Consider the following 26,167-nt stretch of genomic DNA (forward strand, 5'->3'; position numbering starts at 1 on the left):
CGGCACTCTGCCTTTTCATCCTGCAATTTAGGGTCTAGGATTGTGCTTCACGAACTCATCAGCCGATTATTTGGAGATTATTATGGCGTTTGAATTACCCGCATTACCTTATGAAAAGAATGCACTAGAACCACACATCTCTGCAGAAACTCTGGACTTCCACTACGGTAAACACCATGCCACTTATGTGACTAAACTCAATGGCTTGGTTGAAGGTACTGACATGGCAGACAAGTCTCTGGAAGAGATTGTTAAAAATTCTACTGGCGGTGTATTCAACAACGCTGCACAGATCTGGAACCATACTTTTTATTGGAGTAGCTTAAGCCCGAATGGTGGCGGTGAGCCTTCAGGTGCATTGGCAGATGCCATCAACGCTAAGTGGGGTTCCTTCGATGAGTTCAAAGCAGCGTTTAACGACAAAGCGGTAAACAACTTCGGTTCTAGCTGGACATGGTTAGTTAAAACTGCTGATGGCGGTTTAGACATAGTTAACACCAGCAACGCAGCAACACCTCTGACTGAAGAGGGTGTTACACCATTGATGACAGTTGATTTGTGGGAACACGCCTACTACATCGATTACCGCAACCTACGTCCTAAGTACATGGAAGCCTTCTGGGCATTGGTTAACTGGGACTTTGCTGCGGAAAACTTCGCGTAAATCATTCCTGATATAATAAAAAAGCCCGCTGTCGCGGGCTTTTTTGCGTTTAACGCAGATGCTCTTCAAGATACGCGATAACTCGTCGCTGTACTTCGGTTTTATTTCTGGATAATCCATGATTATCGCCCGGAAAAATCACCAGTTCATGAGGATGATTTAACTCTTCTAAACGCTTAGCTGCAAGCTGTGCTTGCGCAACATCCACCCTGACGTCTTTATCTCCGTGCAATAACAATACTGGTACCGCTTTATTAAGCTCATCCATCCATTTGATAGCTGAACGTTTGTGCAGCTCTGCTTCTCTATTCTCTTTAAACCCCGGAATCATATGCTGCATCAAGCGTTCCATTTCGGGACGACGCTTCAGTTCAGGCTCTTGATCAACAACGCCAGCTCCAATAACTATCGCATCTATGTCTACTTTATTTTGACGCAGCGTCTGCCAGGTCATCATCCCTCCCCGGCTCCAACCGAAAAGCGCGATCTTATCGGGGTTGGCATTAGGGATAGTTTTAGCGACTTCAATTAAGCGCAGAACATCGTTAACATCCGCGCCACCGAACTCATCTTTGCCTTCACTGTATCTTGAACCACGGTAGTTAGATGCTAAAACCAAAAATCCTTGCTCAGCAATAGGCAATAACATTGATGCAAGTTTCATACGGGAGACATTGTGTTTAAAATTACCGCCGCGATTGTAAATTACTACTGGCAACTTGCCGCCTTGCCAGTTTTTTGGCCAGGCCATTACACCGGATATTTGCAATCCATCGGATTGATAATTCATCCAGTAACTTTCCGTATTCTTGAGCACTCTATCTGTTTTTTCAGCATCCATAGTTTGCTCAAAACCTTTGATAAACCTGGCAGGGCTGTTTGTTTTTACGTCTTGTAACCAAGCCGCATAACTCTCAAAGGGTATTGCCTTTCCGACCTGATTAATGGCATCGGTATGATAACCACTATCAAGTAACAGCTGTGCATTGCTCTGCACTTTTTGTGCTTGGGAACTGGTTTGAACAGGCTCAGTAGAGGTGGTGGAACAGGCCGTTAACACAGCGATTAAAAAAAGACTACTTAGTTGTTTAAGCATATAAATTCCCTTTAATATCAATCAGGTGTAAATAGAATTCGCCCTTAAGCGATAGATCGCAGTGTAGAGTATGCCTGGAAGGCGGGGTAATTTCTACACCTGTTACTCATAAGACACCATTTGATACATTGTTATTTTTGAATTGTCATTTTCAGGTCACAAAAAGACGTAAAATCAGAATCCTTCTTTACTCATTTTTGTGCTTGTAATGTTAAGTGTTTTGGCAACTCTTATCATTTTGATTGGACTGATACTGGTGCCTCTGCCTGTGCCTTTTGGGGTGTTTTTTATTGTTGCTGGCCTTGCTATGCTGCTTTCTGTGAACCCCAAAGCTCAGCAAAAATTGCAGCAATTACGCCGGGAAAACCCAAGGTTAAACCTCTGGCTGCATGAGGTAACAAAGCGCGCACCCCGCTTTTTGCGTGTGGTTTTGCACAAAACCCGTCATCGCCCCAATCCCCCCTCACGGAAATTACTGCTTCGGAATAATTCACAAAGCTGAACGTTTAACAATAAACAGCTGTAAAAACTTAAAAAAAGTTTAGAAAAACGCTAGCAATTATCGTTATGGTTAGCACAAAAAAAGCACAAAGCATTGATATAGCAAAACATTTTGATACGTATTTTCTTAGCTAAATTTAATCTAACAGTGCAACACATTAACCAGTTTTAAGGTCTAACATTAAAGAAGCGCTATACAAATAAAGCCAATTTTTGGCTTACCATGTTGGGGGTTTTTTCATGGGAATTTTCGAACATTATCAACAACGTTACGAAGCTCATAAAGAAGAAGAATTCAGCATTCAAGAATATCTTGAGCTTTGCAAACAAGACAAAACGGTTTACGCCAACGCCGCTGAACGGTTACTTGAGGCCATCGGCGAGGCGGAACTCATCGATACGTCACAAAATCCGGCACTCAGCCGTATATTTTCCAACAGGGTGATATCCCGCTATCCGGCATTCGCAGAGTTTTACGGCATGGAAGACGCCATCGAGCAGATTGTTTCCTACCTGCGTCATGCGGCTCAGGGCCTGGAAGAGAAAAAACAAATTCTGTATTTACTGGGCCCGGTGGGTGGTGGCAAATCCTCTTTGGCTGAAAAGCTCAAAGAGCTAATGCAAAAAGTGCCGATTTACGCCATTAAAGGCAGCCCGGTGAATGATAGTCCGCTGTGCTTGTTTGATGCGGGGGAAGATGGCGAGCTGCTGCAACGGGAATACGGCATTGCACAGCGATATTTAAAGCCCATTATGTCGCCTTGGGCGCGCAAACGCCTGCACGAATACAATGGTGATATCAGTAGGTTCAAAGTGGTTAAGGTGTATCCATCAATCCTTGACCAAATGGGCATTGCTAAAACCGAACCCGGTGATGAAAACAACCAAGATATTTCCTCTTTGGTGGGTAAGGTGGATATTCGCCGCCTTGAAGATTTTGCGCAAAACGATCCGGATGCGTACAGTTATTCGGGCTCCTTGTGTAAAGCCAACCAGGGTTTGATGGAATTTGTAGAGATGTTTAAAGCCCCCATCAAGGTTTTACATCCGCTGCTAACCGCAACCCAAGAAGGCAACTACAACCCGACCGAGGGCTTTTCTGCCCTGCCCTTTGACGGCTTAATTCTAGCTCACTCTAACGAATCAGAATGGCAAAGCTTTCGCAACAACAAAAACAACGAGGCATTTTTAGACCGGGTGTACATCGTAAAAGTGCCTTATTGTTTACGGGTATCAGAAGAAATCAAGATTTATGAAAAACTGTTGCAAAGTAGTGAGCTTACCAAAGCGCCTTGTGCCCCAGGCACATTGGAAACGCTGGCGCAGTTTAGTGTGTTATCCCGCTTGAAAGAGCCGGAGAACTCCAATATTTTCTCCAAGATGCGGGTCTACGATGGCGAGAGCCTGAAGGACACCGACCCGAAAGCCAAGTCCTATCAAGAATACCGAGACTATGCTGGTGTCGACGAAGGCATGGAAGGCTTATCCACTCGTTTTGCGTTTAAGATTTTGTCGCGAGTGTTTAACTTTGATCACCTGGAAGTGGCCGCCAATCCAGTGCATCTGTTTTACGTTCTGGAGCGCCAGATAGAGCGGGAGCAATTCCCCACCGATCAAGAAGAGCGTTATAAAGAGTTTTTAAAAGGCTACCTCATTCCCAAATACGTGGAATTTATCGGCAAAGAAATCCAAACCGCTTATCTGGAGTCCTATTCAGAGTATGGGCAAAACCTGTTTGACCGCTATGTAATTTATGCTGATTTTTGGATACAGGATCAGGAATACCGCGATCCGGAAACCGGGCAGCTGTTCGACCGCGAAGCACTCAATGCTGAACTGGAAAAAATTGAAAAGCCCGCAGGTATTAGCAACCCGAAAGATTTTCGCAACGAAATTGTCAATTTTGTACTGCGGGCCAAAGCCAATAAAAGTGGTAAAAACCCGTCCTGGACCAGTTATGAAAAACTGCGCACCGTGATTGAGAAAAAGATGTTCTCCAATACGGAAGACCTGCTGCCGGTGATCTCTTTCAATACCAAGAGTTCGGCAGAGGATCAGAAAAAGCACGACGATTTCGTGAAACGGATGGAAGAAAAAGGCTATACGCAGAAACAAGTGCGTCTGTTATGTGAGTGGTATCTGAGAGTCAGAAAATCATCATAACGCCCCTTGCAGTAACACAGGAGAGGCTATGGCGCATTTTATCGACCGACGTCTGAACAGCAAAGGTAAAAGCACTGTCAATCGACAGCGCTTTATCCGGCGCTACAAACAGCAAATCAAAGAAGCGGTGTCTGACTCCATCAGCAAGCGTAGCGTCACGGATGTGGATTCTGGCGAAGAAGTCAGTATTCCAACACGGGACATCAAAGAGCCGGTATTTCACACCACCAAAGGCGGCAAACGAGAGCAAGTGCATCCCGGTAACGACCAGTTCAGTACGGGCGATAGAATCAAGCGCCCACCTGGCGGCGGTGGCCAAGGTGGTGCCGGTGAAGGCGATGCCAGCGACCAGGGTGAAGGGCAAGACGATTTTGTCTTTGAGATCTCCAAAGACGAGTATCTGGATTTATTGTTCGAGGAATTAGAGTTACCCAACCTGAAAAAGAATCAGCTGGATAAGCTGGTGCAATACGAAACTTACCGTGCCGGTTATCAAACCGATGGGGTGCCTGCAAACTTGGATATCGTGCGCAGTTTAAAAGGCTCGGTGGCCAGGCGCATTGCCCTCACCTCAGGCAAAAAGAAAAAGCTGAAGGAACTGGAGGCCGAACTTGCGCAATTGAAAGCTGACAAGTTCGACCATCAATTGCGCATACTTGAGCTGGAAAAAGAAATCACAGAGCTTAAAAAAGCCATAGCTAAAGTGCCTTTTATCGACACCTTTGATTTGCGGTTCCGCAATTACGAGAAGCGCCCCAAACCTACCAGCAAAGCGGTCATGTTTTGTTTAATGGATGTGTCGGGCTCTATGGATCAGGCCACCAAAGACATGGCGAAACGCTTTTATATATTGCTGTACCTGTTTTTAACCCGCACCTACAAAAATGTAGAAGTGGTGTATATCCGCCATCATACCCAGGCCAAAGAAGTAGATGAGCAAGAGTTTTTCTATTCTCAGGAAACCGGCGGTACAATCGTATCCAGCGCCCTGCGCCTGATGGATGAAATTATTCGCGACCGTTACGACGCCAATGAGTGGAATATCTATGCTGCACAAGCATCGGATGGTGATAACTGGGCGGACGATTCCCCTCTTTGTTCGGATATTATGATGCAGCGCCTGTTACCCGTAGTGCGCTATTACGCCTATATCGAAATTACCGAACGACAACACCAAAGCCTGTGGCGAGAATATCAAAAAATCGCAGAAATTCAGGAACATTTCGCCATTAAACACATTCAAACCGTAGAAGACATTTACCCGGTGTTTAGAGAGCTTTTCCGTAAGAACGTGGCTAAACAACAAGGAGTCGCTTAGTGGCAGTACCTCCTCCAAAACGAAAAAAAGGGGTGAAGCCCCTTTCCGATGGCCCCGACTGGAGTTTTGAATTACTCGAGCAGTACGAAGATGAGATTGACCGTGTAGCAAAACACTATGGCCTCGACACCTACCCCAATCAGATAGAAATCATCACCGCGGAACAAATGATGGATGCCTACGCCAGCGTAGGTATGCCCATCAACTACAGCCATTGGTCCTATGGCAAAAAGTTTATCTCTACTGAGCAACATTATCGCCGTGGCCAGATGGGCTTGGCTTACGAGATTGTGATCAACTCTGACCCTTGCATCTCCTATTTAATGGAGGAGAACACCATTACCATGCAAGCGCTGGTGATGGCTCACGCTTGTTATGGACACAATTCGTTTTTTAAAAACAATTACCTGTTTAAAACCTGGACGGACGCCAGCTCGATTATCGACTACCTGGTGTTTGCCAAAAACTATGTGGCAAAATGTGAGCGTCGTTATGGCATCACCGAGGTGGAGAATATCCTGGACTCCTGCCACGCCCTGATGAACTATGGTGTGGACCGCTACAAACGACCGCAAAAAATCTCCATTCAAGAGGAAAAAGAACGTCAAAAAGAACGCGCCGAATACCTTCAATCGCAGGTAAATGAACTGTGGCGCACGCTGCCCAAAAGCGAGCAAGACAAGCTGCCTCAAGAGCGCCGATTTCCGGAGGAGCCACAAGAGAACATTCTGTATTTTATTGAAAAGAGCGCACCGTTACTGGAGCCCTGGCAGCGGGAGCTGGTGCGCATCGTACGCAAGATATCTCAGTATTTTTATCCGCAAAAACAAACTCAGGTGATGAACGAAGGCTGGGCTTGTTTCTGGCACTACCACATCCTTAACCATCTCTACGACGAAGGTAAAGTCACCGACCGCTTTATGATGGAGTTTCTCACCAGTCACACCAGTGTTGTCATGCAACCAGAATACAACAGCCCCTATTACAACGGCATTAATCCTTATGCGCTGGGGTTTAATATGTTTATGGATATCAAACGCATTTGTACCGACCCCACCGAAGAAGACAAAGAATGGTTCCCGGAATTTGCCGGCGGCGACTGGCTGGAAACCGTGCACTTCGCCATGAAGAACTTCAAAGACGAGAGCTTTATCAGTCAGTATTTGTCACCCACGATGATGCGTGAATTTAAACTGTTCGCCATTGAGGACGACGAACGAGAAAGCTTTCTGACGGTGTCGGCTATTCACAATGAATCCGGCTATCGCGCCATTCGCGAAAAACTCTCAGCACAATATAACCTGAGCAACCTCGAGCCCAATATACAGGTGTACAATGCCGATGTACGTGGCGATCGCTCATTAACCCTCAGGTATATTCCACAAAACGGTATACCGCTGGCCAAATCCAGCAAAGAAGTAATGAAGCATCTGCACCGTTTATGGGGCTTCCCGGTAATTCTGGAAGTAGACGAAGATGACATGCTGCCCTATGTGCTGGAGCGTTGCCCTACTGATTAAATGTAGCCGCCCTCATCAAATATCTAAATGACTTAAGGGGCTGACGACGCCGTTACCACCTTGCTGCAAAACGTGGGTATAGATTTGTGTTGTTCTAACGTCACTGTGACCCAACTGCGCCTGAACAGTTCTGATATCTGCGCCAGATTGTAAGAGATGAGTAGCGAAGGAGTGGCGCAGAGTGTGAGGCGTAACATGTTTAATCAGAGATGCGTTTTCTCTTGCTTGTTTAACAGCACGCTGGACTTGCTTGGCATTTATATGATGCCTCCGATACTTACCCGATTGAGGATCAATACTCAGATGCGCAGCGCCAAATAAAAATTGCCAGCCTAATGATTTATTGAGTGAACCATATTTCTGCTCTAAACGGTTAGGCAGCCACACCCCTGTAAAGCGTTCATCCAACAAATCTTGTTGAAGCCGTGTTTGACAAATATCCACTTGCGCCCGAAGTTGTGGAAAAAGCCCTGCATCCAAAGTGGCTACTCGATGTTTCCCGCCTTTTCCGTTCCAAATACGAATACATCGATAATCAAAGTCAATATCATTCACTCTCAACCGAAGCAGCTCCTGTAAGCGCAAGCCACTGCCATACAACAAAGATAAATGCAGCAAATAATTCGCAGAGGCCGCCCGCAATAACTGTTTAATCTCATCTTTGGTAAGCACCACGGGTAATTTGGCAGACTGTAAACTGCGTTTAAAGTTTAACTCAGTGTTTAACGGCGCATCGATAACATGCTTGTACATATAAACAAGCGCATTCAAGGCAGACTTTTGTGTGGCAGCAGCAACGTGTTTTTGCAATACCAGATGTTCAAGGTACTTAACTACCTCAACATCTCCCAATTTTGCGGGATGCTGCATATTATTGAACCGAATATAGTCAGCAATCCAATACAAATAAGCCTGCACAGTTCTCATGGAGTACCGCCGCAACAGCAAACTGTCTTTAACTACAGACAAGAATAAGGATTTCATCAGTCAAATTTTATTACCCACCGATAACTGTATGTTTATACAGCTATCGGTATTTGTCAAATTTCTCTTGATAGACGACATTTGTCGTTTTTCTACAAAAGCATAAACCTCATTAAAGCTAAGAACTTGTATTTACAGGGATAAAATTTGCGCTTAAAGTGTCAAGATGTGAAAAAACGACAAATGTCCTGGGAATGTTGGACATTTGTCGTCTATAAAAATGTTATATGCCAAGGAGTGTTGCATGAAAGGATGGAAGTTTCTATTTTGGTTATTCGCACTTCTATTATTTATTGACTTTGTTACTCTCCCTTTTTCAGATGATATAGGTTTATGGAGCTTTGTTGGGCTGGTATTTGGTTGTGTTGCTTTAATCCCTTACTATGGATATGCGTACCAAGTTTCAATAGGCTCAATAGATTTCTGGCGAGCTATGTTTTTGATACAAGTTGCTTTGGTTATAATTTCCATTTATGACCCAGTTATCGCCAACCTTCTGCATGTTCCAAACTTGGAAAATGTTCTAATTGCTTTTGTGATGGTTTTAATCCTATGCTTAGTATTTATTCCTGCTTATCGTTATGCATTTAGGTCAGGTCATTTATGGGCTGCAGGCATATAACAAGTCGGTTCAAAACGGACACAAAAACGTTGGCTGTGTTCGTGCCTCACAAAGTTTAGCCAACGTTTTTATGCTCGTTTAACCGGGCCGTTAGGTGCTAGAAGGACTTTAAAATGACAGGGATGATTATCGTTTTTTGCCTACTAAATGTCGTAACGATTACTTTTGTCTACGTCGGACTTTTAATCGCACACAAAGGGCGAAGAGATCTTATAGCGGGCTATAGAGAATCCAAATTCAAACAACCAGAAAAATATGGAAAGCTCATTGGTTATTCCCTTTTAGGTTCTGCCGTTGTTAATTTTGCTTTCTCAATAGGAGTTGTCGTGTTTTTTCAAAACCCAAACATAATTGCGGGGTATAGTTGGTGTATCGCGCTTCCACCAATTTTGGCAGCAATATATGGTAATTTTAAGCATCGCACCTAACAAAAAATTTTAAACTTGGACGCTTACTCGCTGGCTTCCCCTCATTCTTCGGGTAGTTTAGCCAGCGAGTAATCGCCCCTTAAATTAGCCGTTAGGTGCCGAAAAGGAATGAGCATAGTCCTTATAGTTGCATTTTGTTTTATATCTGCCTTCTTTGCAGCGATTTATTACTATCGATTAGTTACCAGTGTGTATGGCTCAATTTTTGATGTCTCAGACTCAACCAATTTTTTGCAAGTAGTTGTATTAAATACTGAAAGTGTCTTAACGAGTCAGCAGTTAAAGCTAAGAAAATTGGCCTTGTTGTGGTGCTCGGTTTTGGCTCTATTGCTAATATTTTCGAGCTTCATTAATAATTAACACTGTACTAGAGGAAAACGCTGATGGCACCTAACAAGAAAATTTAAACATGGACAAATACCCGTTGGCTGGCCTTCGTTCCTCAGGCAGTATAGCCAACAAGTATTTGCCCTTTAATTTAGACGTTAGTTGTCAGTCCATTCTATGAGCAACCATTTTCAAGTTTCATTTATTTCAGTGATGTTGGTACTTGTTATGTATTTTGCATTTCAATCCTTCTTGGTTAAGGAAAAAGCTGCTGAATTTGGGAATGGAATAAAATGTCCACACGGAGCACTATGTGATTTTCGGTGCAATAGCCAAGCTATTGAGTTAAGAGCAAACGATGTTGTAATTTTCAAAAGTGAAAAGTATAACATTGAAGACTTCATCAATAGATTGCAAAACGCAAACTTGGTATGCGATACGCATTTTATAAATATATACTCCGAAAAAGGTATAACCCACGGTAAAGTATTAGCTCTGTCTGACAGACTTAATTTTTTGTTTCCGAATGCACAAATTAGTTGGGGCAATAAAGACAACTAACAAGAAAATTTAAAACTGGACAAATACCCGTTGGCTGGCCTTCGTTCCTCAGGCAGTATAGCCAACAACTATTTGCCCTTTAATTTAGTAGTTATATTTACAGAGGAAATTTTGAAAAATAGTGTTCTTTTGATATGCATTGCTTCTGTTATCGCTGGATGCAAAAGTACAAGTAGTGGAAAATTGACTCAACAAAAAGAAGCCGCTAGAAAATTTCAGCAGCAGATGCTTTTGCCAGAGCTGCAAAAAAAAGATCTTCAACGGTATGTTAGTCTTTTTGGGTTAAGCAGTTGTAGTGAGTTATTGCTTGAGGCAGCAAAAATAAACGTAACTCCAACTAGTATCGAAGGTAAAAAAGTAACTATTGTAGCTCACACTGGAGAGAAAATGACGTTTAAATATCCCAAAAGTTGTCCTAAACAAACGTAAATATAACAATCGCATTAACTCGCTCACAGGCTCGCTGGGACAAATACTCGTTGGCTCTCCCTCGTGCCTCGGTCATTATAGCCAACAACTATTTGCCCGTTATGCGGGCCGTTAGGTGTAATCAAATTAACCACTCTCGCTTACTTAAAACAACAACAGTCATATGCGTTGGTGCAACAATTTGTGCGGCGATTGTTGCTCCACAGGTTGAGGGATATAGTGACTTTGTTTCACTAATAGCTTTTGTCTCTTTGTCATTGTTTTTGCTGGTTTATTGTCTTTATGCTTTCAATGCCGGAGAAATAGAGGTAAGAGGTTTTGTTTCCAAAAAAGAAGAATCTCCAAAGCTTTACTGGTTTGGGATGCTCATATATTTGGTGTTTTCAGTAGCTATTTTATCCATTTCGTTTTATCAACAATACACCTAACAAGAAAATTTAAACTTGGACAAATACTCGTTGGCTGGCCTTCGTTCCTCAGGCAGTATAGCCAACAAGTCTTTGCCCTTTAATTTAGACGTTAGGCACCTACAATGAAACCATTTACATACGTTCCATTTGTTTTTAGTTTTATTTTGTTGGTTTTCAATGTTAGTGCAGTTGAGGATCAAACTTCATGGGATGAAAAGAAAATCATCTCACGTGAATTAGACAAAGCATTTAAGGAACTTTTGTCAGGTAATGCGGAAAAGGCAGCCAATATTCTCAAGCAAACATTAGAAAGCAGTCACCGAATATCCTCTACTGAGAAAATCGAGGTGTTGGGTAGAATCACAGAGTTTAGCTATATCGCAAAAAGTTATGATGATGCAGTAAAATATGGAACAGAACTGTTTTATTTTTTGAATCAATTTGAAGACAAAAAAGAGTTACAAAGAGATTTGATCAAAAGAATTTGTTCCAGTAAAGATTGGCAAGCCACAAAAGAAAAATATACCGTACTGTGCGCTGAGAATATGGAGCTAATAGACTAAAGCGATGCCTAACAAAGGCAATTAATCCGGACAAAAATCCATTGGCTCACCTTCGTCCCTCAGGCATTATAGCCAATAAATTTTCGCCGTTTATTGCGGCCGTTAGCTACACGGAGGTTGTTTTTGGATTCAGAGCTCGCTTTTTTTAAATTGAAAGCTAAAGAAATATGTAATGAATCCTTTGAAAGGTGGCTTTATGCGAATACGGATATCGAAAGTGCTTTAGGCGAGAATGATTACTTAGATTTGATATCTTTAGACTATCAAAAACAGTCCTCACTGTATGAAGCTACAAAAATTCTTGAAACTCACTTTTCATTAGCAAAATATTACGATTGGTACATCCGTAGACTTCTCGAACATATAATTAATCGTTCAAACAAAGCACAATTTCACATTGCTGAATGCTATGAACTCTATTGTGATGGTTTTGACTTCTTAGATAACTTGGGACTCGGTTATGGTTTAGGTCTAACGTGCCCCGACGATTACAATGAATCTATAGAAGACTATTATCCTGAAATAATTAAGGAAGCAGAAAAGGTGCTAGGCTGGTTAAATGACGCAAAGATAGTTATCACTGGTCACACTGGAGATTATCAAGGAATAGAATATGACGACCGCAGAACTGACGAAGAAAAAGAACCTTGTAGTGGTCAATAAAACCCGGACACCTTTTTAGCTAATTCTTCCGCTTTTGCCGGTGGTAGCCCATCGTTAAATTGATGCGGTCTTTCCCAGTTGTAATAATTCATCAGGTAATAACCCACATCTCGTTTTGCTTCATTTGGCGAATGGTAGCCGGTTGATGGCATCCATTCGGATTTCAGACTTCTGAACACGCGCTCCATAGGGCTATTGTCCCAGCAGTTCCCTCGACGACTCATGCTCTGGCTCATCTTGTATCGCCACAGCCTTTGCCTGAATTTCCTTGCGCCGTACTGAGAGCCTTGGTCGCTGTGGAACATCACGCCGTGTGGCTTACCTCTTAGTTCGTAAGCCATATCTAAAGCTCTCGCGGCAAGTTCCGCATCCGGTCGATGTGACATGCTCCAGCCGATTACTCTGCGTGTATGAAGGTCAATCACGACAGCAGCATAATGCCAGGCTGAGCCAGTCCAGATGTAGGTGATATCACCGCACCAGACCTGATTGGGCCGTGCCACATTGAATTGCCTGTCCAGTAAGTTTGGAATGTCCGAGCGTTCAACCTGCACATTTTTATAGGCATGCTTACCCGGCTGTTTGCTCATCAGCCCTTGCTCTTTCATCAGCCGACCGACTTTGAATCTGCCGATAACGATGCCTTCATCACGAAGCATATCAACAATCGTTCGTGTGCCAGCCGATTGGCGGCTCTTATCGAACAGTCGTTTTACTCTGGCACGCAAAATACGCCGCTTAGTACTATTCAGACGTTGGCGATTTCGCCGTTCGTAATAACTACTGACGCCAACCCCAATCGCTGAACAGACCAATTCTGTTGATTCATGCACCCTCAACCGGTCTATCAGCGCGTGGATTTCAGGTCGTCGGACATTAAGAGTGCGGTAGCCTTTTTTAATATGGCTTTTTCTCGCTCCAGCCTATTCACGCGTGCTTCAAGTTCCTGAATACGTTGCTGATCTGGCGTCAGGGCTTTTGACTTCGGCGTATTACCACTGCGCTCAGATTCAAGCTGCTGAACCCATTTACGCAGGGTGTTTTCATGAACATCCACTGCGCGTCCCGCCTCAGCCAAGCTGTAACTCTGATCGAGAACCAGGCTGGCTGCATCATGTTTAAATTCCGGACTGAATGACCGTCGTTGTCTTCTCATTGAACACCTCTTTATTAAGTGTAATGCTACCACTTAAAAGAGTGTTCGGGTTTAGTCTGCCACTACACTCAGGCACTATTGCCAATAAGTTTTAGTCGTTTATTGCGGCCGTTAAGGTAACCAATGATTCAGAGTCATATGAACAATATAATTGAAATAGTTTTCAACTTGCTATTTGTATTATTTGGGGTCGTAATAAGTGTTATGTTTTGGGTAAAAGACAATAACACACCACTAAAAAGACTGGGTGTATCACTTCATTCTGTTTCTATATTGCTTTTGCTAGGAGGAGCTCTCGCAATAGGAGCTTATGGATACTCTAGCTTCGCGCACTTACACACCTTTTGGGGGCTTATGCTGATCCCAATAGGTTCAATTCTGTTTAGTATTCGATTATTTTCTGGGCCTAAGATATTTCACCTTGCACATATCTGGAATTTATTCTCGCTCGCTGTATGTTGGTTTATAGGTAGTATGGCTGTGAGTGGTGATTGGCTGTAGCATTAATTTCGGGCTACTCTAATAAGCCAATTGAGTACGAGACGGCTAAAGCTTAGCTCAGTTTCGCTTCGCTACGCAGTTTAACCAAACATTATCAGCCTCCTATCGAGGCTTTAAGTAGCAAAGGAAGCAATGCAGATATCCTACGAATTTGTGCCGCACTGGAAAGAAAAGTTGGTCTGCAAGTGTGCACAGGGCAATTTCATTTTGGATTATGCAATGGGTTCACCGACGGTTTATTTACCTGCGAAAAATCGCTGGGAAACAGTTGCGCCGGATTGGTCTCATGAACACTGGGAATCAATTTATACTCAACTCTCAGATTGGTGTTCTAAAAACAAAGTTGCTCTAGCCATTGATGCATATGCAGAGCACAAATTGGAAACGGAATAGCTACCTGACAAGCTGTACAAAGTGGACGAAATAATGTTCTAAGCAAGTCTGAATTCAAAGGAAGAATTTAAATATGATAATTCTAAAATTATTGTTGTTAGCGGCTCTAATTTCTCTTGGATTTTGGGCCTATATTGAGCTTACCTCGGGTGAAAATAGGTTTGGCTCAAGACATCACCCTGTTGGGGTTATAGTGTTATCAGGCTTTTTTGCAGTAGCAATCTTTATAGATATTGTATTGTCGATTTTAGAGCCACACATCAAAAAGTATCCAAAGCTTCATACGCGACTGTACTCCGGTTTTTGGACCTTTTTATTAGGCCCTGTTAAGCAAACAGATGAAACATAGCAAAAAATTTTAAACCTGGACGCTTACTCGCTGGCTCCCCCTCATTCTTCGGGTATTATAGCCAGCAAGGAATCGCCCTTTAAATTAGCCGGTACATACCCAGAGTTATTATCACAAAAGGATGCATTGTGACCTTCTATACTGAGAAGCTGCTACTAATATTGGTTTCAGGATTAACTTTTTTCTCTTTGGTTGCGTGCAATGGTAAAGGGGAAGTCGATCTTGAATCATTCGTTCAAGCTGAGATAACTAGTTTTTTAAATGAAGAAAAGGCTCAAGTTGCTTCTATTGCGATAGTCAGCAATGGCAAAATTTACCAAAATCACTTTGGTAAGTTGGGTGATGGAGTAAGCCCAAACAACCAAACCGTTTACGAACTGGCATCTATAACCAAAACTTATACCGGCTTGGTTCTGGCCAAAGCGGTTCAGGATAAAAAAGTTGAGCTTGATGGGGATATAAGAGCCTACCTGGGAAACCACGAGTACAAAAACCTGGAACGTTTTGGTAAATATATCACTTTGCGTCATTTAGCGACTCATACTAGTGGCCTGCCTAAAGACTTTGCATATAGCGAGGATGATGCTCAAAAAGGTCAAATCATTGAGCGCTTGTCTGCTTACTCAAAAGAAAAATTTTTCCACGACTTGAGCCGGTTTAAGCTCGAATCTGTACCGGGTGAAAACTTTCAATATTCCAATGCTGGTACTAAATTGACCGCTTACATCTTGGAGTCTGTGTATAACAAACCTTTTGATTCTTTAATAAATGAATTCATAAAGGCTAAATCAGGAGAGCAGAACACAAGCTTTCAGCGAAGCCACCAGGGTTTGGATAATGTCACAACGGGGAGAAACCACCGGGGCGAAGCAATGCCCTTACTCAGTCCCTATTCATGGGCAGAGGGCGGGCTTACTTCCACAACAGAATCAATGACACATTATCTGCTTTATCAGCTCACATCTGAAAACCCAGAGGTGGCCCTATCCCATAACCTGCTTGCAGGGGATAGCTCAAATCATGGCACAGCGTTTTTCTGGAATACCTATAAATATGATTCTGAGGCGCAAATGCTCTATCACAGTGGTGGCTCACTTGGTACTTCCAGTTGGTTAGCTATTTACCCTGAAAAACATATTGGCGTATTTATTGTTGCCAATGTATCAACGCGAGATTCACAAGGAAAACTCAATGAAATATCCAATAAAATCGTCGATAAAATTGGCGAAATGTGACCAGCCGCTCAAGGGCCAACGCAAAACAACAGGCTTATAGTCGCGCCTCGTGTATTATAGCAAGCGTGTATTTGCCCTTTAATTTTGATGCCATAGGCCTTTTGAGTATTAAGCATGGAAGAAAATAATTTTTTTAAACTAGTCTGGCGTTTTAATGGATTACTTATTGCTGTTGCTGGCATGCTGGCAATCGCTTTACTTTTATTTGCTGCGTACCAAATTTTCAAAGATGTAACCAGAGATCACAATACTCATAATATTGTCAATATCGAAAAAAGTGCTGAAGTTGAGGAAAGCTGGAGGCTTGGTCATGTTACACATTTATCTGGTCACAAAGCACTAATGATTCCACTACACTCAGATCAAAACTTCGACCGCGGCTATTTTAGTAAGTCTTCTAACTCCACTCGCAATTACCTTTTCATAAATACTGAAACCAATTCAAACGAATGGCTATTTGATCACACCAATTACCTTATTGAGAGTACCGAGCAATTGCGCATGGGGGATTACAATTCAAAAGACCCCGTTTTAGCAATACTCTATTCTTTAGTTAAACTAGACTCAAATAGTGATAATCGTCTTACCCCTGGTGACTTAACCACTGTTGCAATTTCAAGACCTGATGGCTCAGGTTACAAAGAGATATTAACAGACGTGGCACAGGTTTTAGGCAGCACTCTTTTGTCTGAAAATGAGCTATTTATAATCTATCAAATGAACGGTAAGTCTCTCAGTTCTACTCTTAAATTAAACAGCTTTGAACTTGCTAACACAAAAGAGTTGCCCAAGGTGGGTATTTAGCTAATACATTTAAAGTCAGACAAAACCCATTGGCTATTTTTCATCTATCTTGGCTTGTATCCAAGGATTTCTGGTTCTCTATTGTGGCTTCTATATTCGATAAAACCTGACGATATTGAGGCAATAAGCGAATTTTAATTGAATAAAGTACAAATTAGCATGATGGGTAGAGAATTTCTGACCTGATATACCAGAGAACAAACGCGCATCGAAGGGGCGCTCTGTGGTGTATAAACCTTGGGGAGAATTGAAATGCAATACTTTCAGAATCTACTTTATGTTACTCATGGCGCCACTGATGAGACTGCTAGCCTTAAACAAGCGCTCAGTCTTGCAAGGAATAACTCTGCCTCACTGACTATCCTGATACTGAGCCCCGAACTACCTGAAAAATTTGCAGATGTACAAGACAAGTACGCAAGAAACCTCAAGTCAGAGGTGGAGTCTAGCATTCAGGAAGCTAAAGCGACTCTCAACATAGAAAAGACTGAGGTTAAACTCTCGATTGAGATAGCCTCAGACAAGATGCCCGCGATTAAAGTCATACAGTTGGTCCTCCAGAACGACTACGATCTCGTGCTCAAGGAAGCTGAGCAGCTTCACAGCAGGGGCGGCTTTAAAGCGATTGATATGGAATTGCTCAGACAGTGCCCGGTTCCGGTTTGGTTATCTCGCCCCATCACACAACATCGCAACGCGATCAAGGTAGCCGTAGCTATCGATCCCGATACGCAGGAAGCAGCAGCACAACACTTGTCAAAACGCATGTTGAAACTTGCACGCTCCTTGGCTGACAGTTGTAGCGGAACACTTTATATCGCATCTTGTTGGGAGTTAGAGTTCGAATCCTCTTTGCGAAATAGTCCATTTTATGGCGTTTCTGACAAAGAGGTGGATAACGCTGTTACTGAAGAGCGTGAAAGACATCGTATGGCATTGGATAATCTAATCACTGAGTCAGAAATCAGTGGTCAATTGCATGTTTGTCACCTCCAGGGAAAGCCTGATGATCTGATTTCTACTTTTGTGGAAGAACAAGGCATTGATATCTTAATCATGGGAACAGTGGCGCGCACTGGTATCGCAGGCTTCGTGACAGGAAATACCGCAGAGAACGTTATGCAAGCACTATCATGCTCGCTACTTGCCCTAAAGCCAAATGGCTTTATATGCCCCATCAAAGCATAAACTTCGGGTAGCCGTGCCATTCAACATGGGTTGAGCTTTTGCTTTATCGCTATCCTGGCAGGTGCATTTCAGGTACCATCAAGTCAATTTGTGGGACATTTTCAGTATTCAATGCAGAAAATGCTGAACCGCTGTACCTCATCCGGGAGTAGCCCGGTTATTACAGGTTTGCTAATGGAATAGATGTCTGGTGCCTGGCAGCAACTCATTCTTTGCGATTTTAGCCAGGCACAACCAAGTCGTTAACTGTCAGAAGGAGCTGCTGTTATGAGAATAATCTGCTTTTTGTTATTCGTGTTTTCAATATCTGTGACAGCCGAATCAGCCAGTGATTTTAAGCAACTAAAGTCACTTGTCGGTCAATGGAAAAAACAAGGAAGTGATAATAATGACTTCTATATTTCATTTGAAAGCAGCGCTAATGGCACTGTGCTCGTTGAGAACTGGATTTATAAAGGCGTTTCGCACTCCCTCACTCTGTATCATCAGGATGGGCAGAGTTTACTGGCCACGCATTATTGCCCGCAGGGAAATCAGCCGAGATTAAAACTTCAACAATCCAATAACCCCAACCTTATTTCTTTTGAATTCCTGGATGTGACAAATCTTAAAAGCCCAACAGATAGTCACCAACACTCACTTTCGTTTGAGTTTTTAGATGAGAACACCCTTGTAAGGAATGAGAGTTACAATAAAGACGGTAAACTAACCCCTTCGCATCTAAATTTAGTCAGGCAGCAATAGTGTCATTGCAGCTCATGTACGATTAAAAAGTTCCCGCCATCGACTTGTAAATGAAGTAAAGCGTCGATAACGGTTGCCAGCATATTAAGTTGCTTTTTACTAAACTAAGTAAGTTAAAATAACTATCGAAGCACACTAAAATAAGGAACTATCAATGAGTGACTCATGGGACGATTATGCCGATGGTTGGGACAGTAATGATGCGGTGATTCACTATGCCATTAAAGCGCATGAGGCTCTATTAGCAACAATGAGTCCGGCTGGAATGACTGTACTCGACTTCGGCTGCGGTACCGGGTTATTAACGGAAAAGCTGGCATCCGTTGCAAGCTCGGTTGTGGCACTGGACACTTCCTCCAAAATGCTTTCAGTATTAAAGCAAAAAGCACTTAAAAACGTCACCACTTTCCATGGAGAGTTGACTCAAACCACGCTTAAAACTGAGCCTTTGTTACAGCAAAAATTTGATTTGATTGTAGCTTCATCGGCCCTGGCATTCGTGCCGGATTATGTTGCTACTGTGAAGCTTCTGGCTTTACAACTCGCAGCAAACGGTACACTGGTGCAATGGGATTGGCTAAAAGCAGAAAGTGCTGAAGGCATGGGCTTTTCTGAAGAACAAATAGACGTTGCCATGCAAAGTGCCGGATTGAAGGATATTCAAATTTCCGTGCCATTTTCCCTCAACAGTCCGCAGAGGGATATGCCGGTAGTGATGGCTGTTGCTAAAAAAAATAATAATAGGTTGCTGAAAAAACACTATTGCGGCCCAATGCCTCGGCGGATAGCCGCAATAGCAAACGAGCCTCAGCTTAGAACTGCGCCCTGAGATTGAGCGCAACGGTCGAATCAGGGGCTAAATCACTGTCGCTAACTGAAGCAGCAATGGCCCAATTTTGAGTAAAGTAATGCTGTGCACCTAGTTGCCAGGCATCCTCGTCACCGATATTGGCAAATACTGAGGTTCCCTCATTAAAGTACCATTCGGCCCCGACATCCCAACTCTCTTCGCCTCCGTCATAGTCACTGTAATTGGCATTCAGTATCAAATACTGGCCGTTTTCCAGAGTACTAAAGTAGCTCATACCCAGGTTATGAAAATCCGTATCGTCATTCGTTCGGTAACTAAAACCAAGGTAATCATTGTTGCCCAGATCATGTTCATAGTTGGCATCGAACATAACCACATTATCTGCCCCTTCAGCATCCATGACAGTTGCCGACACAGACCATCTTTCAGATGCTTGATATCCGAGGGTGCCCGAGTATATTTCGCGGTCGATGTCACCTGATAAGTCACTACGACTATCAAAACGTGAATACCCTGCGCCCAAAAATACACCAGTATCGCTGTGCCATTGACCACCTACAGCTGTGTTTTTAACAAAGTTGGATTTGACATATCCGGCGCTGATAAACGAATTGCTATTGATTAAGCTGAATTGGTCCAGTGGACCGCGGGTTTGTCTCCCTTGGAAATAATGGATAGCACTGATGCCAATATCTTCAAAATCGTTATTGTCATTAGAATAGACATCAACAACCGTATTTACGGTTTGTGCACTGGCACCTGAAGCCAGTAACAGCGATAGCATCGTAACTTTAAATTTCATTAAAATCGTCCGTATTAATACATCATCCTCACCCTTTGAGGATTTCGGCGCGGAGTTTAACTCAGCTGTTTGTAAAACATTTCCAATTAGTTTTGCCAAATGTAAACAGCCCGAAATGGATAAAGAGTTTGCCGTCTGAATGAGCATCATTACTCCATATGTAATTGCCCCGAGACAGCTGAGGGTTAAGCTATTACTCTGAATTTGTGAGAGCCGAAATAATGAAAATAGTATCTGTATGTTTGCTGCTGGTTGGGTTAATTCACCTGTTACCGTTACAAGGATTATTTGGTGTAGAGCGCATTGCCGGGCTCTATGGTGTAGCGGTTAACGACAACAATATGGCTATCCTCTTGCTACACCGGGCAGTATTGTTTGGGATCTTGGGCGGCTTTTTTATTTTTAGTGCTTTTAAACCGGGATTACAGTTACTAGCCATCGTAGTGGGATTAATCAGTACGCTGAGCTTCATCCTCATCGCTCAGCTTTTTGCACCTGTGAATAGTGCCATAAACAAAGTGGTTATCGCTGACTGGATAGCGGTGGTGCTATTGCTGATTGCGACAACCCTAGTGTTAAAACAACGGCTAATTAAATGAGCCCTTGCGGATTAAAGACATTGCGACACACTTCTCAATAACAGCACTTAACATTGACAGTTTTATCAGCTCAGTTCACTCTGGTAGAGAATATTTAGTAAAAAGAGTGAGTTATGAACAACAAAGTTATTGGAATTGCCATGATTGTTATTGGAGTCGCTCTGGGCGTGTGGGGTTACGATATCTATGATTCCGCCAGTGCTCAAATTTCTCGTACCTTTAGCGGTGACACACCTATCGAAGCGTGGGTCGGTATGGTAGGCGGAGCCATTTTGATTCTGGTGGGTATACTGCGTCTCAAATAAAAAGCCATTTTATATCGAAATTGTGAAGCAGCTAACATTATCGCATCTAGCGGTAAAAGCTGGTTGCGATAAACTGTATACATTGTCTCAGACAACAGGAATTACCAAAAAGGAAAGCGAAGGAGCGCTTATCGCATGGACGCGAACGATTCTCTCCTCTATCGATTTATCACCTTCTAAACTAAACTCACCTGCTTAAATCGGGCACCAGGCGTTAACACTTCAATTAACTTAATTTGTTCCACCAGCACAGCTTCGATTCCTGATTTAGATTCGAGAGTTAAAACTTCCTGGCGTTCAGCATTTAACCCGACGTCTAGTGCTTTACCATCGATATCAGTATCATTTTTTAAGGTGATTGAAACCTCATAGTGAAACATACAAATGATTTCGAGGTAGTCGTGCAAATCACAACTTAGCATGATGCTCTCCGGTTAATGAACAGAGGATACAGACCAGACCAGACCTGAGCCTGATCTATTTCTGCACCTACACGAAAAGTTTCCCCTGCCAATTCTTTAATCCAGACAAAGATTGTTCCCGTTTAATAAATCAGGCTAACATAAGGGAAACATGTTTTAATGAGTAAAAAACTGTGCGATTAGTGGTGATCCTGTTAAGTGGTTTGCTGGCGCTTTCGGTGGCGCTTAATGTGTATTTTTACGCGCAAATAACTATAGATGGCTTTGCCACAGAACAGGAAGATGTGAGCACTGAAAAATCCCGGCTCGCTTCTCCGGTATCCAGGGTAACCACCATTAATGCCCCCTCACCTATTGAGATCGCTTTTAGTGAGTTCGATTTTGATACCGTACTCAGCCTATATGAACAACAACTGCAAGCCTCACCTGAGCAAGCCGAGCAGAACCGAAAGTACTGGTTTGAGCGTATCTATTCCGCCATTAATCATGCCAAAAGCAGCCAAACTACGCATCCCTTTGGCGGCTTTATAACTGACTATTTAAAGCTGTGGCCTTACGACAGTGAGTTCCTTTATCTGGAGATACTCAACGAACAAAGTGATAACGATCCTTTGGAATTGTTAGTTTCTTTGTACAACCTTCAACAGGCGGAGATAAGCGAAAATTTGGAAGTACTGCTGCAACGAAAAACCAAACAAGAGTTTGATTTTATGGTGCAGCAATTAACTCAGTTAGGGGCCTGGGATGTTTTGGCTACATCGCTGGAAACCTTAATGCCCTATGATCAAGGTAATCGCGAGCTATTGGTTAATCTGGCTTATGCCTATTCACAATCAGGTCAGTTTGGGCTGATGGAAAGCATTATCGCCTATTTACCGCAAAACGATGCCGAAATCGCGCGCTTGCGAGAGTTCAGAGATAAACAATTGGCAAAAGAAGAAGTCACCAGTACTAAAGACAGTGGTATTCCGCTGGACAGAATTGGGGATCAATTTCTGGTTTCCACCCTTATCCAGGAACGCTTTGAGGCCTTGCTGATGATCGATACGGGCGCTTCCACCACGGTTATCAGCAGCGAACTGTTTCGCTCTATCCGACGTAATGTGGACACCGAATATCTGGGTCGATATAGCATTAATACCGCCAGTGGCAGAGTGCGCGCGCCTATTTACCGCTTTAAAAGTTTGAGTGTGCAAGGCTATCGAGTGAATGATATCGCCATAGTGGTTTTACCCTTAGATGAATTACAAGCCGATGGCTTATTGGGCATGAATTTTTTGCGAGCATTTCGCTTTTTGATTGACCAAGACAGCGGCAGTTTGCACCTGTTCACTCGTGCTTAAACCGCCTTGCGCATATCGGCAGATTTGACCAGCGCCATCATTAGGGCACCTGTAAGGGAAGCCCCTGCTGCGATTAAAAAGGTAAGTTGAGCGCCTTCACCTTGTTGCCATAAATGCCCTGACAGATAGCTTCCTAGTGAACCACCAAGGCCAAAAGACACACTGACATAAATCGCCTGGCCGCGACTTTTTTGATTATCACCAAAATGAAAATGGATGAACTGCATGGCCGCCGCATGGGCTAAACCAAAACTGAAAGCGTGGATGCACTGACTTAACAACAGTATCAGCGGTTGATGGGCAAATTCCGCCAATGCTGCCCAGCGCAAAGCGGTCAATACCAGACACAATATCAAAGTGTATTTAACTCCCATGCGATTGATCATCTTACCCGCCAGTAAAAAGATGATCACTTCTGCCGCTACACCGAGTGACACCAGCCAACCAATTTCCTGGGCATCGTAGCCAATATCACGCATATAAAGCGCGAAAAAGCCGTAGTATGGAGCAAAGCTCAATTGCAACAAGACAGAGGCTAACATAAACAGTACAAAGGCCGGATGTGTCGCCACCTGCCAGATGGATTTCTGCTGCTGGGCCGTCGCTTGGCTTTTACTGGCATCCTTGAGCAACAAACTCATTAGCAGTAAACCCGACAGAATGATGGTATTGAGTAACAGGATACTTTCGGAGCCGCGGGCATCCACCAGGATACCCGCCACGATAGAGGCCACAATAAAGCCAACACTACCCCACAGCCGAATATTGCTATAAGTTTTAGCGTCACCGTCAACAGAGTTTAAGGTAATGGTTTCCATTTGCGGTGCAATGGCTGTCCAAAACATCATCACCAGACCAAATGCCAGGCTTATGCCCCAAAATCCTTGCACCTCAAACAACAGCAAATAGCTTAACAAGGTGATCACGCAACCTGCCTGCATTACCCTGAGAGTTTTACCAGACTTGTCCGCTATGACAGCCCACAGATTGGGGCCAAGAATGCGTACAAAGGTGATCACGGCTATGAGCTCACCTATTTGCTGCGAACTGAAACCGCGACCATCAAGGAAAACCCCAAGAAACGGAACAGTGACACCAAAATAGCCAAAATAAAAGAAATAGGTGAGCGCCAGCAGGACCAGACTCTGTCCTGCTGTTTTTACTGTCTCAGAAGAAGGAGAGGAATTATTCAGTGATACTTCCAGGTGAAACTTTTCCTGGTATCACAGGAGTTTCACAGGCCACGTGAGCATTTTGCGCCCGATGACGCAGCAGCTGGTCCATGATCACTAAGGCCAACATGGCCTCGGCAATAGGCACAGCACGAATACCAACACAGGGATCGTGACGCCCCTTGGTAATGATCTCCGCCGATTCGCCGCGCACATCGATGGTTTCACCTGGCACACTGATACTGGATGTCGGTTTTAGCGCCATATGGGCCACAATATCCTGGCCGGTAGTAATGCCGCCAAGTACCCCACCAGAACGATTAGATGTAAAGCCTTTCGGCGTTAACGAGTCTCGATGCTCACTGCCTTTTTGGGTAACCACATCAAAGCCATCACCAATCTCTACGCCTTTCACCGCGTTGATACCCATCAACGCGTGTGCAATTTCAGCATCGATGCGGTCAAACACCGGCTCGCCCAAGCCAACCGGCATATTAGTGGCAACAACAGATACCTTAGCACCAATTGAATCCCCCTCTTTTTTCAGGTCCCGCATATAACTATCCAGCGCCTCTAGCTTGCTGACATCGGGACAAAAGAAGGGATTATCATTGATAATGGTGCGGTCTACCGATTCGATTTTTACTGGTCCCAATTGCGATAGATAACCAAAAATTTCAATATTGTGTACCCGCTTAAGATACTTCTTAGCGATACCACCCGCAGCCACCCTGACCGCAGTTTCTCTTGCTGAAGAGCGACCGCCACCGCGATAATCTCTGGCACCGTATTTTTGCTGATAGGTATAATCAGCATGACCAGGTCGAAAAATGTCCTTTATTTTTGAATAATCTTTGGAGCGCTGATCGGTATTTTTGATTAATAAACCAATAGAGGTTCCGGTAGTTTTACCTTCGAAAACCCCTGATAGAATCTGCACTTCGTCCTCTTCCCGACGCGCGGTGGTATAGCGAGAGGTACCGGGTTTACGACGGTCTAGATCTGGCTGTAAATCAGCTTCGCTCAGTTCCAGCCCCGGCGGGCAACCATCAACAACACCACCAATGGCAATACCATGGCTCTCACCAAAGGTACTTACCGAAAACAATTTTCCAAAGGTATTTCCCGACATTATGAGTTCTTTTCTCCGTTGTTCCAGGCTACTAATTCTGCTTTATTAATGGCAAATATGCCGTCACCGCCTAATTCCAGATTTACCCAGTGCAGTGGCAATTCTGGATAAGCTGCAGGAATATGTACCAGAGAATTACCTACTTCGACAAATAACCAACCGTTATGACTTAGGTGTTGTGCTGCATTTTTGAGAATGTTATCCACTAAATCCAGACCATAGTTACCCGCTGCCAGCCCCAGTTCCGGCTCGTGATGAAACTCTTGGGGTAAGTCCGACATATCCTCAGCATCCACGTAAGGCGGATTGCAGATGATCAAATCGTAGGTCTGCCCTTGCAAGTTGCTGAACAGATCCGACTGGATGGGAAACACCCTTGCACTGAGTTGGTGTTCCTGGATATTGATCTCCGCCACCTGTAGTGCATCATCACTGATATCTACGGCATCGACACTAGACTCAGGGAAGGCATAAGCGGCAGCAATGGCAATACAGGCACTGCCCGTACACATATCTAAAATTTGCTGAGGTGGTGCCTCCAGCCATGAGCTAAAACCATTAGCAAGCAATTCCGCGAAAGGAGAACGTGGCACCAGCACACGCTCGTCCACATAAAAAGGTAATCCCGCAAACCAGGCCTGGTTAGTCAGATAAGCCAAAGGAACGCGTTTCTCAACTCGCAATTGCACCAGCTCTAAAACTTGTTGCTTTTCACTTTGGGTTAAACGCGCTTTGAGGAAATCTTCATGCACCGGCTGAGGTAACTGAAGTACTTGTGCGATCAGGCTCAGCGCCTCATCCCAGGCGTTATCGGTACCATGGCCAAAGTATAAATTTGCCAGATTGAACTGCGTCATGGTCCAACGGGCCAGATCCAGCACGCTTCGCAGATCGTTTTTGACCTCATTCTTATGTTGCTCGGTAAGTTGGTAGTCGCCGGACACGTTTGCTCTCCATTGGCA

Annotated in this window: 29 protein-coding genes; 21 read left to right on the forward strand and 8 right to left on the reverse strand. The window is 43.7% G+C overall.

Going from position 1 to position 26,167, the window contains the following annotated elements; genetic code table 11:
* The first annotated feature begins 82 nt into the window (after positions 1-82).
* On the forward strand, positions 83-664 hold the full coding sequence (locus AABA75_RS15345; RefSeq protein ID WP_338293529.1) for a superoxide dismutase: 582 nt from the start codon (positions 83-85) through the stop codon (positions 662-664).
* 49 nt (positions 665-713) lie between these two features.
* Here the strand turns inward: AABA75_RS15345 and AABA75_RS15350 are convergent, their stop codons facing one another.
* Positions 714-1,760, reverse strand: a complete 1,047-nt coding sequence (locus tag AABA75_RS15350) for an alpha/beta hydrolase family protein (protein ID WP_338293530.1) — start codon at positions 1,758-1,760, stop codon at positions 714-716.
* Between the two features lie 208 nt (positions 1,761-1,968).
* On the opposite strand from AABA75_RS15350, the gene AABA75_RS21435 reads away from it, so the two are divergent.
* The 4 genes from AABA75_RS21435 (at position 1,969) to AABA75_RS15365 (ending at position 7,262) form a co-directional block, all read left to right on the forward strand.
* A complete protein-coding gene (locus tag AABA75_RS21435) occupies positions 1,969-2,262 on the forward strand; it encodes a PGPGW domain-containing protein (RefSeq protein ID WP_425325582.1) in 294 nt (97 codons plus the stop codon).
* 239 nt (positions 2,263-2,501) lie between these two features.
* A complete protein-coding gene (locus tag AABA75_RS15355; protein ID WP_338293531.1) occupies positions 2,502-4,424 on the forward strand; it encodes a PrkA family serine protein kinase in 1,923 nt (640 codons plus the stop codon).
* Positions 4,425-4,452: 28 nt separating this feature from the next.
* Entirely contained in the window at positions 4,453-5,742 is a 1,290-nt protein-coding gene (locus AABA75_RS15360) for a YeaH/YhbH family protein (protein ID WP_338293532.1), read from the forward strand.
* Complete coding sequence (locus AABA75_RS15365; protein ID WP_338293534.1) at positions 5,742-7,262, forward strand: SpoVR family protein; 1,521 nt, start codon at positions 5,742-5,744, stop codon at positions 7,260-7,262. The genes AABA75_RS15360 and AABA75_RS15365 overlap by 1 nt, the downstream gene beginning before the upstream one ends.
* A 15-nt stretch (positions 7,263-7,277) precedes the next feature.
* Here the strand turns inward: AABA75_RS15365 and AABA75_RS15370 are convergent, their stop codons facing one another.
* Positions 7,278-8,246: an integron integrase gene (locus AABA75_RS15370; protein WP_338293536.1), complete on the reverse strand. Its 969-nt coding sequence runs from the start codon at positions 8,244-8,246 to the stop codon at positions 7,278-7,280.
* Between the two features lie 244 nt (positions 8,247-8,490).
* Between AABA75_RS15370 and AABA75_RS15375 the strand changes: the two genes are divergently transcribed.
* The 7 genes from AABA75_RS15375 to AABA75_RS15405 all read left to right on the forward strand — a co-directional run bounded on the left by AABA75_RS15375 (position 8,491) and on the right by AABA75_RS15405 (position 12,249).
* Entirely contained in the window at positions 8,491-8,868 is a 378-nt protein-coding gene (locus AABA75_RS15375; RefSeq protein ID WP_338293537.1) for a hypothetical protein, read from the forward strand.
* Positions 8,869-8,981: 113 nt separating this feature from the next.
* On the forward strand, positions 8,982-9,296 hold the full coding sequence (locus tag AABA75_RS15380; protein ID WP_338293538.1) for a hypothetical protein: 315 nt from the start codon (positions 8,982-8,984) through the stop codon (positions 9,294-9,296).
* Between the two features lie 555 nt (positions 9,297-9,851).
* A complete protein-coding gene (locus AABA75_RS15385; RefSeq protein ID WP_338293539.1) occupies positions 9,852-10,184 on the forward strand; it encodes a hypothetical protein in 333 nt (110 codons plus the stop codon).
* 30 nt (positions 10,185-10,214) lie between these two features.
* Positions 10,215-10,613 carry a hypothetical protein gene (locus AABA75_RS15390; RefSeq protein WP_338293541.1) on the forward strand — a complete coding sequence of 133 codons (399 nt, stop codon included), beginning with the start codon at positions 10,215-10,217 and terminating at the stop codon, positions 10,611-10,613.
* Positions 10,614-10,663: 50 nt separating this feature from the next.
* Positions 10,664-11,041, forward strand: a complete 378-nt coding sequence (locus tag AABA75_RS15395) for a hypothetical protein (protein WP_338293542.1) — start codon at positions 10,664-10,666, stop codon at positions 11,039-11,041.
* A gap of 104 nt (positions 11,042-11,145) precedes the next feature.
* Positions 11,146-11,586, forward strand: coding sequence for a hypothetical protein (locus AABA75_RS15400; protein ID WP_338293543.1), 441 nt, complete (start codon positions 11,146-11,148; stop codon positions 11,584-11,586).
* A gap of 123 nt (positions 11,587-11,709) precedes the next feature.
* Positions 11,710-12,249, forward strand: coding sequence for a hypothetical protein (locus tag AABA75_RS15405; protein ID WP_338293544.1), 540 nt, complete (start codon positions 11,710-11,712; stop codon positions 12,247-12,249).
* Here AABA75_RS15405 and AABA75_RS15410 read toward each other — a convergent pair.
* Positions 12,243-13,405, reverse strand: a protein-coding gene (locus AABA75_RS15410; RefSeq protein ID WP_338291613.1) for an IS3 family transposase whose coding sequence is annotated in 2 segments (ribosomal slippage) — positions 12,243-13,150 and positions 13,150-13,405 — 1,164 coding nt in all. Because the reading frame shifts where the segments join, the coding sequence is not laid out codon by codon here. The genes AABA75_RS15405 and AABA75_RS15410 overlap by 7 nt on opposite strands.
* A gap of 967 nt (positions 13,406-14,372) precedes the next feature.
* On the opposite strand from AABA75_RS15410, the gene AABA75_RS15415 reads away from it, so the two are divergent.
* The 6 genes from AABA75_RS15415 to AABA75_RS15440 all read left to right on the forward strand — a co-directional run bounded on the left by AABA75_RS15415 (position 14,373) and on the right by AABA75_RS15440 (position 19,448).
* Positions 14,373-14,648 carry a hypothetical protein gene (locus AABA75_RS15415; protein WP_338293546.1) on the forward strand — a complete coding sequence of 92 codons (276 nt, stop codon included), beginning with the start codon at positions 14,373-14,375 and terminating at the stop codon, positions 14,646-14,648.
* Between the two features lie 161 nt (positions 14,649-14,809).
* Positions 14,810-15,883 (forward strand): serine hydrolase domain-containing protein, encoded by a 1,074-nt coding sequence (locus tag AABA75_RS15420; RefSeq protein WP_338293547.1) that lies wholly within the window; start codon positions 14,810-14,812, stop codon positions 15,881-15,883.
* Positions 15,884-15,997: 114 nt separating this feature from the next.
* On the forward strand, positions 15,998-16,687 hold the full coding sequence (locus tag AABA75_RS15425; RefSeq protein ID WP_338293548.1) for a hypothetical protein: 690 nt from the start codon (positions 15,998-16,000) through the stop codon (positions 16,685-16,687).
* A gap of 252 nt (positions 16,688-16,939) precedes the next feature.
* Positions 16,940-17,875, forward strand: a complete 936-nt coding sequence (locus tag AABA75_RS15430; protein ID WP_338293549.1) for a universal stress protein — start codon at positions 16,940-16,942, stop codon at positions 17,873-17,875.
* Between the two features lie 267 nt (positions 17,876-18,142).
* Positions 18,143-18,619, forward strand: coding sequence for a hypothetical protein (locus AABA75_RS15435; protein WP_338293551.1), 477 nt, complete (start codon positions 18,143-18,145; stop codon positions 18,617-18,619).
* Between the two features lie 154 nt (positions 18,620-18,773).
* Positions 18,774-19,448 (forward strand): class I SAM-dependent DNA methyltransferase, encoded by a 675-nt coding sequence (locus tag AABA75_RS15440; protein WP_338293552.1) that lies wholly within the window; start codon positions 18,774-18,776, stop codon positions 19,446-19,448.
* Here AABA75_RS15440 and AABA75_RS15445 read toward each other — a convergent pair.
* Complete coding sequence (locus AABA75_RS15445; RefSeq protein WP_338293553.1) at positions 19,432-20,232, reverse strand: putative porin; 801 nt, start codon at positions 20,230-20,232, stop codon at positions 19,432-19,434. The genes AABA75_RS15440 and AABA75_RS15445 overlap by 17 nt on opposite strands.
* Positions 20,233-20,453: 221 nt before the next feature.
* On the opposite strand from AABA75_RS15445, the gene AABA75_RS15450 reads away from it, so the two are divergent.
* Together AABA75_RS15450 and AABA75_RS15455 are read left to right on the forward strand one after the other, a co-directional pair.
* Positions 20,454-20,831 carry a hypothetical protein gene (locus AABA75_RS15450; protein ID WP_338293555.1) on the forward strand — a complete coding sequence of 126 codons (378 nt, stop codon included), beginning with the start codon at positions 20,454-20,456 and terminating at the stop codon, positions 20,829-20,831.
* A gap of 113 nt (positions 20,832-20,944) precedes the next feature.
* Positions 20,945-21,136 carry a DUF3185 family protein gene (locus AABA75_RS15455; protein WP_338293557.1) on the forward strand — a complete coding sequence of 64 codons (192 nt, stop codon included), beginning with the start codon at positions 20,945-20,947 and terminating at the stop codon, positions 21,134-21,136.
* A 176-nt stretch (positions 21,137-21,312) separates the two neighbouring features.
* Here AABA75_RS15455 and AABA75_RS15460 read toward each other — a convergent pair whose 3' ends face one another.
* Positions 21,313-21,558 (reverse strand): Rho-binding antiterminator, encoded by a 246-nt coding sequence (locus tag AABA75_RS15460; RefSeq protein WP_338293559.1) that lies wholly within the window; start codon positions 21,556-21,558, stop codon positions 21,313-21,315.
* Positions 21,559-21,731: 173 nt separating this feature from the next.
* Here AABA75_RS15460 and AABA75_RS15465 point away from each other — a divergent pair, with 173 nt between their 5' ends.
* Positions 21,732-22,901 carry a retropepsin-like aspartic protease family protein gene (locus AABA75_RS15465; RefSeq protein ID WP_338293560.1) on the forward strand — a complete coding sequence of 390 codons (1,170 nt, stop codon included), beginning with the start codon at positions 21,732-21,734 and terminating at the stop codon, positions 22,899-22,901.
* Here the strand turns inward: AABA75_RS15465 and AABA75_RS15470 are convergent.
* From AABA75_RS15470 to prmB, 3 genes are read right to left on the reverse strand one after another with little or no spacing between them, the layout of a single operon-like run.
* Positions 22,898-24,106 carry an MFS transporter gene (locus tag AABA75_RS15470; RefSeq protein WP_338294867.1) on the reverse strand — a complete coding sequence of 403 codons (1,209 nt, stop codon included), beginning with the start codon at positions 24,104-24,106 and terminating at the stop codon, positions 22,898-22,900. The two genes, AABA75_RS15465 and AABA75_RS15470, sit on opposite strands and share 4 nt — an antisense overlap.
* Positions 24,087-25,205, reverse strand: a complete 1,119-nt coding sequence (gene aroC / locus AABA75_RS15475; RefSeq protein WP_338293561.1) for a chorismate synthase — start codon at positions 25,203-25,205, stop codon at positions 24,087-24,089. The genes AABA75_RS15470 and aroC overlap by 20 nt, the downstream gene beginning before the upstream one ends.
* Positions 25,205-26,149, reverse strand: a complete 945-nt coding sequence (gene prmB, locus AABA75_RS15480; RefSeq protein ID WP_338293563.1) for a 50S ribosomal protein L3 N(5)-glutamine methyltransferase — start codon at positions 26,147-26,149, stop codon at positions 25,205-25,207. Before prmB ends, aroC begins: the two co-directional genes overlap by 1 nt.
* Positions 26,150-26,167: the final 18 nt, after the last annotated feature.

The sequence above is a fragment of the Planctobacterium marinum genome (assembly GCF_036322805.1).
GTDB lineage: Bacteria > Pseudomonadota > Gammaproteobacteria > Enterobacterales > Alteromonadaceae > Planctobacterium > Planctobacterium marinum_A.